Here is a 14,357-nt window from a genome sequence, read left to right as displayed (position 1 = left end):
CATATACACCACTCATGACACTCTTTAATCCTGATAATTGACTCACAGAACTAGCCAGCATACGGCTCATTTCATCCATTAGTTGATTTATTTCTCCCGGCATAACAAACTGTTGTCGTGGCATGGCTGCTACAATTCCTGCACCAATATCTCCAAGTGTCTTTTTATTCAATGGTAAAACCGCTTCTTTTCCGGCTTCTCCTGCACCTTGCAAGTTTCCGCCATTCATTCCAAAGATAGTCGGTTTAGTGAAGATACCACCTTTTGCACGCCAATCTATATTGAGGCCGGACGGAAATGTAATATCTTTTCCTAAAATGTTTTTCGTACTAGTTTGTAAGCTGAAGTGTGGAAGAGGCGGCATTTCTGGTTTTGGAATTTTCAACTTCAAGTCACTAAAGAATCCTTTAATCTTTCCAATGAATTTTTCTATACTGTCAACTGCATCTTTAATTGGATCTATAATGAAATGTTTTGCCGCTTCAAATTTTTCTTGAGCTGCATTCTTAACAGAATCAAATTTTTCCCGTGCTGTGTTGTACATATCATTGAATTTCTCTTTTGCAGAATTATAAGCTGAAATAACTGGTTCAACGATGTATGTGTAAACCATCTTCCATGCTTCAAGTGTATACCCTTTTATTTTCGCCCAAATTCCTAACATCCAATTGGATAAATCACTAAACTTTTCTTTTACTAAATTCCAAGTATCTTGTACAGGTTTTATAATATATTGTTTAAATAAACCCCATGCTGCTGATGTATATGATTTAACTGTCTCCCATTGTGAATTTAGCCAAGAAACTAAATCACTGAACTTTTCTTTTACTAAGTTCCATGTATCTAGAACAGGTTGAATAATATATTGCTTAAATAGTCCCCAAGCAATTTGCGCCATTGCTTTTGCAATTTCCCATTGTGTACCAAGCCAAGTGACCATTTCACCGATTTGTGTACTTACCCAGTCGTAAGCTTCCTGAATCGGTTGAATAATATATTGACAGATTGCCGCCCATGCAATTTGCGCACCTGCCTGTATTAACAACCAACCAGCTTCTAAAACGGTAGAAACTGCCGAAATAATTGGATCTAAAACAGTAAGAATTGTATCCCATGTTTCTTGCCATGCTTGCGTTAATGTTCCCCACAATTCAGATGCTGTTTCAACTAAAGAGGACCACCAAGAGGAAGCAGTTTCAACAATCCCAGACCATAAACTACTAAAGAATTCACCTATCGGATCAAAGAAACTATGCATCATTTCTATGAAAGAAGACCATGCTTCAGAAAAGAATTCAACAGTAGAATTCCATGCATCGCTACACGCCTGCTTCACACCCTCCCATAAATCACTAAAAAATTGACCTATCGGATCAAAAAATTCATGCATTGCTTCTAAAAATGAAGACCATGCTTCACTACAGGACTGGGATATCCCGTCCCAAAGCTCTACTAAGTACTCTTTAATAGAATCCCATGCTTCTATTGTCCAATTTTTAATATCATCCCAGTTTTTATAAATAGCCACTCCTAGAGCAACTATAGCCGCTATGATAATAGGAACTATTGCAACTATGCCTAGTGCGGCGGCGGCTCCGATTTCAAATACACCCATGACCGCCATAACTATTGGTGCAATTGCCATAAGTGCCCCTGAAATTACCCCAATAGCCGTTGCAACTGCTGCTAAGGTCGCTGCTAATTCTGGATTATTAGAAATCCAATCAGCAATACTAGCAACAACATCAGCAATTACTCCTAGTATAGGTTCAAGAGCCATTTGTAAATCGCCCATCGCTTTTTGAAACTTTACTGCTGGATTTGCATCTAATTTTTTAACAGATTCATTTAAGTTGTCTTGGTTTTGTTGAAGATCTTTTGTTTTCTTAGAAGCTTCAATTAAAGTGTTTGTTAAATTTTGACCTTGATCTTCAAACATAGTGGCTAGAACTTTGACCCCAACCTGATTTTTCTTAACTGGGTCTTCTATTCCGTCAATAGCTTTAGCTACTTCTACCATCGCTGCTGCGCCATCTCTTCCGCCTTTAGCGACAGATGCTCCCCATTTTTCTATTTGTTCAGTCGCAATACCAGAACCGTCAAGCGCTTCTTTTAAAGCCTTATCAGCTCCTTGTGCGAATTCAGTTAATTGAATCCTCCCTTCTTTCAGTCCGTCTAAAAGATTATCAATATTCCAACTACCAGTTTCAACACCAGCTTCCATAATCGCTTGGACTTCCTCAGCTTTAAAGCCTGCACGGGTTAGCTGGCTACCATATTCAGCAATGATGTCTAACTGTTCTGGCGGAAATCCCATTTTTAACAAAGCATCAACCATACCAAGGGCACTATCTTGCGTTATTCCTAATTCATTTCCTATTTCATAGGTTTCTTGAATCAACTCTGTAAAATCTATACCGTCATAGGATTGCGCGATTGTTGCTGCACCTTTAACGATAGATGCATTCGCTTCATCACTAATATCTTTATTTAAAGCCCATTGCCTACGTACACCAGCAAGTGATTCTTCAGCATCCACTCCATAAGCTGTTACGCCTCTTATTGCTTCTTCTACTGATTTTTTCGAGGATTCAGGGACATCAAAAGATATATCAATTTTGGTTTTCAATTTTGACATATCAAGTGCTTTTTCAACAGCTGTTGCAATTCCACCACCAGCTGCTAAACCGCCGATAACATTCTCTAATCCTACTTTTAGACCTTCAAACTTCTTCTCGGTTCTGCCAGCTTCTTGCTGTAAGTCTCTTAACTCATTTTGTACTTGTTGTATAGAGTTTCCGGCATCCACAGATCGGAGGGCACGTTGTAATTTTTCAATATCAGCTTCAGCCCCTAAAGCTTCACGACCAATAAGACCAATTGCTTGTTCTAACTGTCGACTTGTAGCCGATCCACTTTTAATTGCATTTACAAGACGATTACCTAATGCGCTCGCAAAATCATCAACACTTTTTCCTGTAGCACTAAATAAAGTTTCTAATTGCCGTGTTGAACTTGCTACATTTTCTTGTTCGGCTTTCATATTACCGAGCTTATTTTTCAGACCATCAAGTGACCCTTGTGTAAATTCAATTTCACGCCTAAATGCGCGATACTGCTCTTCTGAAATTTTCCCATTTTGAAATTGCTCTTGAACCTGTTGCTCCGCTTCTTTTAATTTATCAAGCTTTTGTGTAGTTTTTTCAATTTGTTGTGTAAGCAACTGTTGCTTTTGAGCAAGTGCCTCAACGTTACCGGGATTAAACTTTAATAAACGTTCAACATCTTTTAACTCTTTAGTCAAAGAATCACTTTGCTTATTCACGTCTTTTAAGGCATTTTGTAACGGTTGCGTATTTCCTCCAATTTCAATCGTAATTCCTTTAATTTTTCCTCCTGCCATTACCTCACCCTTTTTCTTAGAAAGCATTAAAGTCTTCTTGAGTTGCTTTTCGCGCTTTTTCTTTTCCTGGATTTTTCATTTCAGCATACTCAGCGATATAGTCAAAACAATCACCAATCGTCATCACTTCTAAGTCCCAATATGTGAGCCTTGCTTCATAACAAAGAGCAAGGAACAATTCAGTGCTTAATTCTTCATCACCGAAAGTCCCTTGCTTTCCATTAATTTTCTTTACTTTTTTTTTGCTCCCATTGTTTTTTGAACCATCTCATTAATTTCCGGCATTATATCGTAAATAGGAAACTCATCAAATCCTTCTAACCAAGTCATCGGGTCTGGAATTTCAGAATCGGCTGTTTTAGCGTATAGCCAAACTAAATCGTAACAAACTTCAAAATCTACTTTGTCGAAATCTAAGTTAGAAAAATCAATAGTACCTTCTGTTGCATCTTGCGAAGCGAATGTACCTATAGCTCCTAATTTAAACATATCGGCAAATAAATCCCGTCTAAATTGCGCCTTATATCGCTTGGCCGATGCTGCATTAGCTTTTAATTTGACCTGTTTTCCGTCTATTGTAATTGTCTTTTCCATTTACTTACGCTCCTTTTGGTAATACAGGTACTTTTGTATACACTTTTTTGTACCAATTATTATAAATATCTGTTTTTGATTTAGTAGTAGTTTTCGTTTTAACCATACGTTTTCCATTAATATCAATAGGGCTGGATACAAATTTAAGTTCATTTGTATTTGGCTCCGCTGAATTTGTTTTCGTTTTAGATGCAAGTGTTGGACGACTTGCAGAACAGTTAAACATAACGTGTCGAGTTGCTCGTACATCGCCATCAAATTCAAATAATAATGCAAATGATTTTCCTTTAGCATCCGCTAACTCATTTAACACACCATCTTCTTCGTCTAATTCCTCTCCTAGTGCATCAATTGCAAATTGTTCCGGAATAGTCGCAATAGAAAGCGTTCCATCATACCCTTGGTTATTACTTGCAGCGTAATAAAGCATGTCATCAGCGTAGAATTCAATTAAATCCCCTCGTGGATCAAACGTTAATTCAACCGCTCCAGGTAATGGAATTGGTGTATTAAATGTAACTACACCATCTTTAATATCGAAAAGCGCATAATGGACATTCTTTAAACCAAATGCTACTTTATTTTCATTCATTTATATCAACCTCGTTTCATAAAATTTTTGATACATATTTTCAGATTCAATAAAAGTCCCATACGAGTCATAAGGAATCTCGTGATCATCTAGAACTTGTTCTAGCTTGGCTTCCGCAACTACATCTTTCTTAGTTGTATAAAGCTCTATATTTACATCATTTATCTTGTGATACACCTTGTTATCAGCCATTAAATTTGCTGACCCATCCACAAGAAAACAGATATACGGTGGCGCCGGAACTGGATTACCTGGTGTTGCTATGAAATGCGAATAAGCCACAGGATAGCCTGTAGCTTCAAGAATTTTTATAAATTCTCCTAATGTTAATGTCATGATTCAATTGCCCTTTCAATACGTTTTGGCAATTCATCAATTACATACTCTTCAACGGGACGAATATGCACTTTCTCCGGTACTCGGCCACCACTAGCTTTCGCATGGCCATTTTCTAAAAGATGCGTTAATTGCCCTTTTGTATTATGGATAACAACGGCTTTATCTACTTTTTTCTTACGCCAACCTTTACGATAACCACCTGTTTTTTTAGGACTATTTTGTCTTAACTTGTTTACAGCAATATCAGCTACATCTTCTTGTGCAGTTGTTAATTCTTCTTCCACAACATTTGCATATCTTTGCAATTCTCTTGCAAGATCACTCGCAAAATTACTCATATTAAACATGCTCCTTTGCGATAATAGTCAATGTTTGATACATTTCATCATCATTCATTGGCGGTTCGATAATGTCAAAGATACGATTCTTCATATTAATTCGCATTAATTCTGTAATACCTGTTGTATAAGGAATTACAAACCGATAAATTCGTGTAGACTGTGAAGCTGAAGCTTCAATATACTCAGACCCTTTCACCGTTTTTATCATTGCCCATGCACTTTTAACTTCTTCCCAATTACCTGTTTCAATTGCTTGATTCAATTCATCTTTTATTATTTCAGGTTGTTCAATGCGAATTCGATTTCTAAAGTCACCTGTATTCAGTGGTTTTTTATACTGAAAAGGACGCATATTACTCACCGTCCAATTTGATTTCTTCTAATGCTTTTGCAATACCAAAACTATTAATTTCGGTTAAAAAGTTTTTAGTAAAATACTCAAGTGCATCATTATAAGCATAACGAGAACGTTCAAAAACTAATTCTTTGAACGTCTCATCTTTGTTTATGTCATACAATCCACATACTTTTAATAAAGCTTCATTGGATGCAAAAAGGATGCGCTTTAGGTTATCGTCTTCATCATCACCCAAGTGCATCCTATCTTTGAACTGCTGTATTATTTCGTCTGAAATTACTGTCTCCATTTACATCACCCTTCAGTCGGTGGTGTTACTTCTTCAAGCTTTAATGTGTAAACTTGTGAAGTGTATTTATCCTTCGGTTTACCTGTAGCATATTGTTTAGCAATATAAACAGTTGCATCTTCTAAAGCTAATGTTTCTTCATACTTCTTGATTGGCTCTGTTCCACCCATTGCTGCAACATATTGACCTTTAACAAAGAATAATACTTTTCCTTGAGGTACAAACACTGACTCTGTAAGAATTGGATTAAATGGCAAACTAGTTACATATACTCCAGCCGCATTTTGAATTGTCGCGTTTGCTTGAATATCAAAAGTATCAAACGGATTAGTTACCATAACTACTTTACCAGCAATGTTTTTTGGTCGATCTGCGTCTGAACCATCAGCATTTAACTTTTTAGCTAGTAGTTTAACAACACCTTTTAATTCATTGATTGTTTTGCGGCCTGGCTCGAACGTTAAAGTTCCTACTGGCTTTTTATCTGGATATACTCCATTCACAACATTTCCACTTGGATCTTTTAATAACCCAATAGGTTCATTTTTACCTGTACCAGCTACAAATCCACGTTCTAAACCTACTTTCATCGCTTCTGTAATCATTGTACGGACATAACGTTCTACCCATACAGGCCCAAGTTTCAACATGTCATTTGCTAATGGAATAAATGCCGTCAATTTAAGTTGGGAAATGCTATCTTTACGGAATGTAGCATTTAATTGACCTTTAATACCATCAAATAATGGTCCCCATACCGCTGCGCCTTCTGGATCTCCATAAATAAATTCTGTTACTGCACCCAGATTTTCAAGACCGATATGTTTTAGGAAAGGATGATCTTCAACTAAATCATCAAAAATACGTTCTTGGGTTGTCTTAGGTAAAGTTTCAGTAGACTTAAAGCCGCCTTCTTCCACAACTGCATTAAAGAACTTCATTTCTTCACTTGTTAATACATTAGCACCGCGAGATTGCATAATAGAACGATCTACCATTGATTCATTCACTTGATTTAAAATATCTGTTCTTACATCTGTAGCAAGTGCTTCAATCATGGAGTTCAATGCTACTGATTGCTCTTCTGCTGTACCTTCCTGTGTAGCTTTTGCAAATGCTAGTTTCTTTTCTTCAAAATTATTAAACTTGATAACCATATTTTATTTTCCTCCTAATGTTAAAAAGAGCGTACTCAAATTCTGTTTTGTATGAACAGGCTCTTGAATAAGCTCTTTTGGATTTTGATTATTTTGTTGTTTCGTATACTTAGCTACTAAACTTTCTTTTAAATTTTCTACAACTTCCTCCTCTTCATCCTCTTGCGTATCATCAATTTCAATTTCATCTGCAATTTCATCAGCTAAACCAAGAGCTACTGCTTCCTCTGCTGTTAGCCAAGTTTCATCTTTTAAAAGTTGTTTTAATTCTTCATCTGTTCCAACAAAACGTTTCTTATAAGATCCTGCTAAAGCTGAATCAATCTTTCGTAAATCTCTTGCTGTTTTTTCAAAAAGATCTGCGTTTCCATATTCAAAGGTACTTGCTTGGTGAATCATCATCATAGTATTACTAGGCATAATAATTCTGTCTCCTGCCATTGCAATTACAGATGCGGCACTAGCTGCCCAACCATCAATATGAACTATAATTTCTGCACTATGCTGCTTTAACTGATTACAAATTGCTACACCATCGAATGCGGAACCTCCACCCGAATTAATATGAACGTGAATTTTTTCTGCTTTAACATCTTGAATTTTTCTTCTTACTGCTTCAGCATTATTTTCACTAAACCATCCACCAATTGATCCATAAACAGTTAATTTGTATTCATTTTCACCTTTAGCTTCAAAACGAATGTCTCGTTTTAAATTCAAAAGCTTACTCATATTCACATGTTCCATCATTTCTCACCCCCTTCAGATTCATTTAATTTTGTATAGTTCTTCGTAATATGATGGACATTTAGGTTTGGATCATCTGACTCTTCATAATCTACTTCTGAACGAATTTCATTTCCTGTAAATGCACTTGAAGAAATGAGCTTATCAATACTTGTCGCAAGATCAAATATACTTTGGTAGGAAACAGCTTTAACCTCAATTTTTTGTCCCAAAAGATATTCACTCATTTCAAAGAATTTAACGTTCGCTTCATCAGATAGTTTTTTTAATAATGGTCGTACTGTGAAAAGCATATAATTTTTCGTTTGCTTTTCTACATCAGCCATTTCTCCATATATCAAAGCTATAGGAATACCGATTGCCATAGCTACTTGATTTAAGAAACCATTTGTTACTTTATTGATTTCTTCCACACTTGGGCCATTTGCAACACCATTGTATATCTCGTTATAATTAATACCTTTTTGCTGTGGAACAATAGCTATATCTTTTGAACCAATTGACTTATACATGTTGTCTATAAACTCTTGTAACTTTGCTATTTGTTCCTCAGTTTTAGCACCAATCATATCCATATCAACTGTTCCACGAACTTGATTTTTACGTTTTTGAGAGTTTAATATTCTGCCGAACAAATCCCCATAATCTGCAAATAATCCATCAATAAGTGGGGTTAATTTATCATTTCGATACTTCAAATGAATAACTTCGCTTTGCTTAAAACTTCTCTTAAACGTATAATCTTTTACCCTTACATCCGTAAAAGTATCTTCAAACACAGCGTACTCATTATGTTGAAATCCATCTGCAATAAGTAAATCACCATCATCTGCTTGTATAACTAAACACTCATTATCATAAATAAGTTTTCGAACAAACCGTTCCCAAAAGGTACTTGCGGTCATATTCTTGTTTGGTCTTACGTTTAATCGATAATAAAGCTCATTCTTCTTAAATGCTTTACCATTTCTTATTCTAAATTCAGATTGACTAATCGTTCTTCCTAAAAATGAAACGCATGTATCAATTGCCAATCGTTTCATATGAAGCCTGTTTGCAGTATCAGTTATTATGTCCAGATCCAACATGAATTCTAGTTCTTTATTTCTTTTAAATACTGAACCTAACCATCCAATGGTTATCACCCCCTTTATTAGAATTTAATATTGCCTATAACAAAATCAGTAGCTTCTTGTATCTCATCCGCCCGATAAAGAGCATGAACAAAACACTGAAACCCGTCTGTTTTTCTACGAACGGGCTCTTTCTTTTCATATATTTTATTTCCATCAGCTTTGATAACAACCAATACATTTTGTGTATACCAACGCATTAGCGGATTATCATCAAAAACAATTTGTTTATTCGCAAATGCCATTTCAATACGTGGAGCTAACAAACTATGAATTGCTTTTGGGTTTCGTATAACTTCTATTTCAAATCCTTCTGCTACTAATAGTGGTCTTATTGCTTCCATACGGAAGTTATCCGCTATAATTTTTTTAATCCCATATTGTTCTCGCATTTCTACAAACCAATCAACAATGTGTTGAGGATTAATAGTCGGTTCATCAACAACTGTTAGTAATCCTTGCTCTTCCCACTCTTTAATTGGAGCGAATTTTTGTTTCTTGAACTCGCCTGCTTTTTTAGAATATCCGTAATAGATATCAACAAATTCTTTTCGTACGAAGGAATGAGTTTTAAAAATGTATTCCCCATTTTGTCTAAATAAAAGACCACATGCTGCAAAGTCCCGAATACTTGCAAAGTCTAACGCCCCTATGCATTCTTGAGCATATAAATCAGGAAAAGGACGATTTGTAGCAAGAATTTCTGACCATTTTGCAACGGACCGTTCTAAATTTGTAACAGGTAAGTTCATTCGCTTTGTCATGAACTCTTCTCGGTTACTTGGATCGTCCTCTAAATCCTCATACTCTTCTTTTATTGTTTCAAGTAAGCCTTCAGCATACTCACTTAACGGCTGAGATAACATTGGATTCGCCATTTCCCAATTATCGATTTCATCAACTTCTTTTTCATCATTTAATTTACAGATGAAAGGGAACAGCGCATTCGGACGGGCTTCACCCTTTAAAACTTTCATTGCCTTTTCTTTTAATTTATCTAAGAATCCATCTCTTACATATCCATCTGTACCAATGTAAAACTCACGCGGATTTTTCTTTTTTCCCAAACCACTGATGTGAACACGGACATCTTTATTGCTTTCATATTGATGGACTTCATCAAACATTACAGCTCCATCGCGAAGACCATCTTTTGTGTCTCCGTTTGATGTTCTAAACTTCACTACACTTCCAGTCGATTTCGAAATGGTTTGTGTTAATGTTGTTTTAAAAGCTCTTTGTAAAACTTCATTTCTTTTAATACATTTATGAATTTCATCTGGGCTTGTTTTTGCTTGCTCTTCACTGTTTGCAACAACGGAAATGTTATATTCAGGAATGCCATGTAATTCGCTTATTAAAAAGTGAAGAATAACTGTCATTAAACCATTTTTACCGCCGCCACGGCCAAGCATCCACAAGAATTTACGATAAAATACACGGCCATTTTTCTTATAAAATAAAAAGACGAATGCTATTAAGAATTTTTGAAATGACTGTAATGAAAAGTACCACTTTTCACCAAAGCGGATACACTTCTCGATCATTTCATCATCAAAATACAAGTCGTCTCTATTTAAAACGTATTTTTCCAGGTATTCAATTAACAGTTCTCTTTCATTGTTGAACTTTACTTTACCACTTCTATAAAGTTCAATGTATTCATCTACATATTTTTGCCTAATCATACTAAATCACTTGGACTGTAACCCGAATTAGAAGCACCAACTTTAGGAGAAAGTTTTATATCTCTTCCCAAAGCAATTAATGAACTGTTAATTTTATTCCTCTCACTTATAAGAGGGTGGGCTTTAACAAAAACTTGAGAACCGTTTTTTATCGTTACGGACTCGCCTTCTTTATTAATAGTTTTATTTATTTTTCTAAATGCTTTTACAAGATCAATATATCTTTCTACCTTTTCAACTTCGACTAAATCTGTAATATCAATACTATTCATAAGCTGTTCTTTTAACCTCACAATACTAACAGCCATCTACCCACCCCCCTTACGTGCGTAAAATCGAAAAAAACCTGACAGTTAACCCCCTCCTCCGGTGCCCCTTTGAGCATTTTTTGATGAAATATTTTAAGGGGGGGACTATTTTTATATTGCTTTACCACTTTTCATCATGTTCCCATATATTTTGTTTCTTTTCGTAAACTCTTCCGTGTTCTTTGTTATGACAATTTACACAAACTGTTTCAAGATTGTTTATATCTAATGCAAGATCAGGATGATGCTCAAGCTCTTTGATATGATGGACAACGAGTTGAATCTTCTTACGCTTGGCACTCTCACTGTACTCATTGGTATCTGTTTGTACTCGACCATTTCGCTTACACTCTTGGCATTCGTAGTTGTCACGCTTCTTTACTTGCTCTCGTATACTCTTCCACTCACCACTGTCATAGAACTTACGCTTCTGTTGTTTGGTTTTGTATTCTTCCATCGTTCTCCACCGATTATTTTTTCTTATTATAAAATATTAATCACTATATATATTTCTTAAGTTTAGCTACTTTCAGTATCCCTTCCTTTTAGGTGTTCATTTTCTCCAATAAAAAAAAGCATCTATTCTGATGCTTTTTAACTAAAAATATCTTCTATGCACAAAATTACCAACTAAATATTCACGAAAAACATTATTATACAGGCTAAAAGAGGAATCAAAAACCCTATAAATGTAAGACATAAACCCAAATTAAAAAACAGCAACTTACTATAAGTAATTTGAGATAACGTAACTACTTGTATAGCAAAGTCCAAATTCTTCTGATCTACTGGGATGTCATACTTTGTATTAATAGCATCTAAATATGCCTGTGGGCTAAAATCTTTAATAACTCCATAAAACATTAAATTATGATAGCCAATGGAACTATTCAAAACATTGCTTTGTGCTTCTCGTATTCTATTCAATAGAGGTGAAAATGAAATTAAATTAACGACTATACTTATCATGATAATTGAGCAGCCAATAATTAAAGCTGTTTTAATAACAGGTTCACTTATTTTATCAATTATTTTATCTAAAACCCCAAATACTACTACACCATTAAAAGTTAACAACGCAGCATTTTTAGTTTCTGCAAACTTCAGCCACTCTCTAACATCTTCATATATACTTTTTATAACATCCATGTAACTCACACCTATAGAAATATTTTCTCTTTCAGTTGAGGGAATTGTTCTAGAGCAGCCTTACAAGCTACTCTTACACTTTTTTCAAAATCATCGACATATTCTCTTAAGTCAACTTTTTGAATATCATTTGGATTAAACCAAATAACTTCATCATGACTATTCTTTTGAATATCTCTGTTCTCAGTTTTTGCAATAAATATAATACCGGATATAGCTCTAATTGGATTAGGAACCTGAAATATACGTACAGGCCTTAATTCACTCCCAAAATTTATTCTTACACCAAAATCCTTTTGATAACTTGTAACAAGAGCAGACTCAAAATCCTTTGAAACACTTAATTGACCACATCCAAATTCCCATTTTCCAGCAGCTACACGTTTTGTTTTGGGCCTTTTCCCTAATAAAATCTCACCTTCATTATTAAAACATACCGCTACGCAATGTACTTCAGATATTCTCTCTACCGGTACTAAAGGAATAATTGTGCGTTCATCATTTATAGGTTCAGTATCTTCAATTACATCTATAAAACTCTCTACCTCTTCTTTTTTCCCTAAATCAGACAAGATTCTTTCTAAATACTTAATCTCCCAATAATATTCTTGCCTTTTTTTTGTCATATTTTGCAATACTGGAGATGGACTAATAAGATCATCATACTCATAGATTTCTTCAACTTTATCCCATTTATCAAAAAAATATATTATAGGATACAGCCTATCATCCCAAATACCTTTCATCTTTTCATAAGATACTATCTTTAAAGATTCATCCACATCATACCTGTCTTTCTGTTCGATATTTCTTAGTACATCTCTTCTCAACCAAATTAAGTAGGCTAACTCGGGACTCACCAGAACTTTTTGTTTATGAGCATGTTTACAAAGTCGAAATCCCATATCAATATCAGGTCCTAGAAAATCCTTTCGGCCATCTCCTCTTATACCATCAACCTGAAATACAAGGTTTCTTCTAGTCATATATTTATTTTGTTGTTTTGTTTTATCATCTATTGGAGCCAACCAAATTGTTGCTTTTATATCAAGTAATTTTTGTGAATTAGGAAACACCCTAGAAAGTTCTTCATTCATATATCTAATTACCTTTAATGCAACTCTCGGCGCTTCATGCATTTCTTGTAATTTAGACAACCTTTTATAAAATAATACTTCATCCCCAATATATTTCCAGACCTTTACCCCATTATGTAAGAGCATCAGCTTTTCCTTTACCAATGCATAAAAGCCCTCTACAACCTCTGGCCAACCATCTGTAAATTTAGCTTTAAAACTAGTAGAATTAACTAAATCAAATGAATAAAAAATATAAACCCCTGATAAATTAACATCCGTTTCCATAATTTTTTTCGCTGCAACTAATTGTTCTGGCGCTATAGAAACATTTCCTACCAATATTTTAATCCTCCCAACTAAATAGGTTTAACCATCTTCCTCTTACTCTTACTGCCGAAACAGACACATCAAAATATTTCGCAATTGGATCTAAATGATATTTACCTTGTTTAAAATTTTTCTGAGCAACTTCAAGAAATTTATCTTTAGGCATTAAAAAAGCCCCCGCAAACTCATTTGCTTCATTTTCTTCCATTCCATGGCCATATCTATAATATACGGAATCTTTATACTCTTCGTTCTTTTCCCATTCCTGCTGATCAATTAAATATTTCATATGTAAAAATAAATGTCCAAGCTCATGGGCTATTGAAAACCTCCGCCTTTGTTCACACGTTTCACTTTGGAGAGTGATGATAAACTTTTTTTCATGATTTGAAGGCATTTTTTCAATTTTAGCTTCCATTCCCTCTTCTAGTGAATCAACATATTTAATTGCTCCACCTAATGATTCTGGTACCCTTTCAATAGCAACTGGAACTTTTAAATCTAGTATATCGTGTAAATTATAGGCTAGTTCATTTATTGCTTGTCTCCTTGACATACACTTTCTCCCCCTTCGTTTTAATATACCATAAACAAGGTATATCATTTGGGAATATGTACTATTATTTTATAAAAAATAACAAAATACCTGCCAATCTAAAAAATACAAGCACCTACATGGATTCGCTATAACTTCTACTATTCTTTTATTTATATTGCATTCAGTACATGAAGTTTTATTCTTCTCCCAATCACCTAATTCTTATGCAACTCCATACTGAACATTATTAAGTAACTGGAAGAAGAGCAAAAGCTCTCCCTAATAACGGTATCACTCAATCAGTACCATTTGCTG

The 14,357-nt window shown here is 34.9% G+C and carries 16 protein-coding genes; all 16 read right to left on the bottom strand.

Annotation, left to right across the window (positions count from 1 at the left end; all coding sequences use genetic code 11):
• The coding region (locus tag DN400_RS29235; protein ID WP_147802115.1) for a phage tail tape measure protein at positions 1 to 3,403 on the bottom strand (3,403 nt) is incomplete at its 3' end.
• A 231-nt stretch (positions 3,404 to 3,634) separates the two neighbouring features.
• Positions 3,635 to 3,997 (bottom strand): hypothetical protein, encoded by a 363-nt coding sequence (locus DN400_RS29230; RefSeq protein ID WP_044798066.1) that lies wholly within the window; start codon positions 3,995 to 3,997, stop codon positions 3,635 to 3,637.
• A gap of 4 nt (positions 3,998 to 4,001) precedes the next feature.
• On the bottom strand, positions 4,002 to 4,589 hold the full coding sequence (locus tag DN400_RS29225; RefSeq protein ID WP_043936395.1) for a major tail protein: 588 nt from the start codon (positions 4,587 to 4,589) through the stop codon (positions 4,002 to 4,004).
• Complete coding sequence (locus DN400_RS29220) at positions 4,590 to 4,925, bottom strand: hypothetical protein (protein ID WP_000176452.1); 336 nt, start codon at positions 4,923 to 4,925, stop codon at positions 4,590 to 4,592.
• Positions 4,922 to 5,266, bottom strand: coding sequence for an HK97 gp10 family phage protein (locus DN400_RS29215; protein WP_000064422.1), 345 nt, complete (start codon positions 5,264 to 5,266; stop codon positions 4,922 to 4,924). Before DN400_RS29215 ends, DN400_RS29220 begins: the two co-directional genes overlap by 4 nt.
• A 1-nt stretch (position 5,267) precedes the next feature.
• Positions 5,268 to 5,621, bottom strand: coding sequence for a phage head closure protein (locus tag DN400_RS29210; RefSeq protein ID WP_001247293.1), 354 nt, complete (start codon positions 5,619 to 5,621; stop codon positions 5,268 to 5,270).
• Position 5,622: 1 nt separating this feature from the next.
• Positions 5,623 to 5,916: a hypothetical protein gene (locus DN400_RS29205; protein ID WP_000450783.1), complete on the bottom strand. Its 294-nt coding sequence runs from the start codon at positions 5,914 to 5,916 to the stop codon at positions 5,623 to 5,625.
• A gap of 5 nt (positions 5,917 to 5,921) precedes the next feature.
• Positions 5,922 to 7,073 carry a phage major capsid protein gene (locus DN400_RS29200; protein WP_048558708.1) on the bottom strand — a complete coding sequence of 384 codons (1,152 nt, stop codon included), beginning with the start codon at positions 7,071 to 7,073 and terminating at the stop codon, positions 5,922 to 5,924.
• A gap of 3 nt (positions 7,074 to 7,076) precedes the next feature.
• The gene (locus DN400_RS29195) at positions 7,077 to 7,820 is read right to left on the bottom strand and encodes a head maturation protease, ClpP-related (RefSeq protein WP_044798228.1); all 744 of its coding nucleotides are present in this window, start codon (positions 7,818 to 7,820) and stop codon (positions 7,077 to 7,079) included.
• A complete protein-coding gene (locus DN400_RS29190; protein WP_033668749.1) occupies positions 7,820 to 8,965 on the bottom strand; it encodes a phage portal protein in 1,146 nt (381 codons plus the stop codon). Before DN400_RS29190 ends, DN400_RS29195 begins: the two co-directional genes overlap by 1 nt.
• 8 nt (positions 8,966 to 8,973) lie before the next feature.
• Positions 8,974 to 10,641 (bottom strand): terminase TerL endonuclease subunit, encoded by a 1,668-nt coding sequence (locus tag DN400_RS29185; RefSeq protein ID WP_147801879.1) that lies wholly within the window; start codon positions 10,639 to 10,641, stop codon positions 8,974 to 8,976.
• Positions 10,638 to 10,949: a P27 family phage terminase small subunit gene (locus DN400_RS29180; protein WP_000301142.1), complete on the bottom strand. Its 312-nt coding sequence runs from the start codon at positions 10,947 to 10,949 to the stop codon at positions 10,638 to 10,640. The genes DN400_RS29185 and DN400_RS29180 overlap by 4 nt, the downstream gene beginning before the upstream one ends.
• A 121-nt stretch (positions 10,950 to 11,070) precedes the next feature.
• Positions 11,071 to 11,406, bottom strand: coding sequence for an HNH endonuclease (locus DN400_RS29175; RefSeq protein WP_147801880.1), 336 nt, complete (start codon positions 11,404 to 11,406; stop codon positions 11,071 to 11,073).
• A gap of 173 nt (positions 11,407 to 11,579) precedes the next feature.
• On the bottom strand, positions 11,580 to 12,098 hold the full coding sequence (locus DN400_RS29170) for a Pycsar system effector family protein (protein ID WP_147801881.1): 519 nt from the start codon (positions 12,096 to 12,098) through the stop codon (positions 11,580 to 11,582).
• A gap of 11 nt (positions 12,099 to 12,109) precedes the next feature.
• On the bottom strand, positions 12,110 to 13,516 hold the full coding sequence (locus DN400_RS29165; protein WP_147801882.1) for an NUDIX hydrolase: 1,407 nt from the start codon (positions 13,514 to 13,516) through the stop codon (positions 12,110 to 12,112).
• A 4-nt stretch (positions 13,517 to 13,520) separates the two neighbouring features.
• Positions 13,521 to 14,060, bottom strand: a complete 540-nt coding sequence (locus DN400_RS29160; RefSeq protein ID WP_147801883.1) for an ImmA/IrrE family metallo-endopeptidase — start codon at positions 14,058 to 14,060, stop codon at positions 13,521 to 13,523.
• Positions 14,061 to 14,357 lie beyond the last annotated feature (297 nt).

This window comes from Bacillus sp. AR8-1, assembly GCF_008042345.1.
Classification (GTDB): domain Bacteria; phylum Bacillota; class Bacilli; order Bacillales; family Bacillaceae_G; genus Bacillus_A; species Bacillus_A cereus.
This window is presented reverse-complemented; position numbering and strand designations above follow the sequence as displayed.

What these genes read in the sequence shown, in the direction of transcription:
- DN400_RS29225 (WP_043936395.1), bottom strand. Translation starts at nt 4,589, where the DNA reads ATGAATGAAAATAAAGTAGCATTTGGTTTAAAGAATGTCCATTATGCG.
- DN400_RS29220 (WP_000176452.1), bottom strand. Translation starts at nt 4,925, where the DNA reads ATGACATTAACATTAGGAGAATTTATAAAAATTCTTGAAGCTACAGGC.
- DN400_RS29195 (WP_044798228.1), bottom strand. Translation starts at nt 7,820, where the DNA reads ATGGAACATGTGAATATGAGTAAGCTTTTGAATTTAAAACGAGACATT.
- DN400_RS29200 (WP_048558708.1), bottom strand. Translation starts at nt 7,073, where the DNA reads ATGGTTATCAAGTTTAATAATTTTGAAGAAAAGAAACTAGCATTTGCA.
- DN400_RS29170 (WP_147801881.1), bottom strand. Translation starts at nt 12,098, where the DNA reads ATGGATGTTATAAAAAGTATATATGAAGATGTTAGAGAGTGGCTGAAG.
- DN400_RS29175 (WP_147801880.1), bottom strand. Translation starts at nt 11,406, where the DNA reads ATGGAAGAATACAAAACCAAACAACAGAAGCGTAAGTTCTATGACAGT.
- DN400_RS29215 (WP_000064422.1), bottom strand. Translation starts at nt 5,266, where the DNA reads ATGAGTAATTTTGCGAGTGATCTTGCAAGAGAATTGCAAAGATATGCA.
- DN400_RS29205 (WP_000450783.1), bottom strand. Translation starts at nt 5,916, where the DNA reads ATGGAGACAGTAATTTCAGACGAAATAATACAGCAGTTCAAAGATAGG.
- DN400_RS29160 (WP_147801883.1), bottom strand. Translation starts at nt 14,060, where the DNA reads ATGTCAAGGAGACAAGCAATAAATGAACTAGCCTATAATTTACACGAT.
- DN400_RS29185 (WP_147801879.1), bottom strand. Translation starts at nt 10,641, where the DNA reads ATGATTAGGCAAAAATATGTAGATGAATACATTGAACTTTATAGAAGT.
- DN400_RS29210 (WP_001247293.1), bottom strand. Translation starts at nt 5,621, where the DNA reads ATGCGTCCTTTTCAGTATAAAAAACCACTGAATACAGGTGACTTTAGA.
- DN400_RS29230 (WP_044798066.1), bottom strand. Translation starts at nt 3,997, where the DNA reads ATGGAAAAGACAATTACAATAGACGGAAAACAGGTCAAATTAAAAGCT.
- DN400_RS29180 (WP_000301142.1), bottom strand. Translation starts at nt 10,949, where the DNA reads ATGGCTGTTAGTATTGTGAGGTTAAAAGAACAGCTTATGAATAGTATT.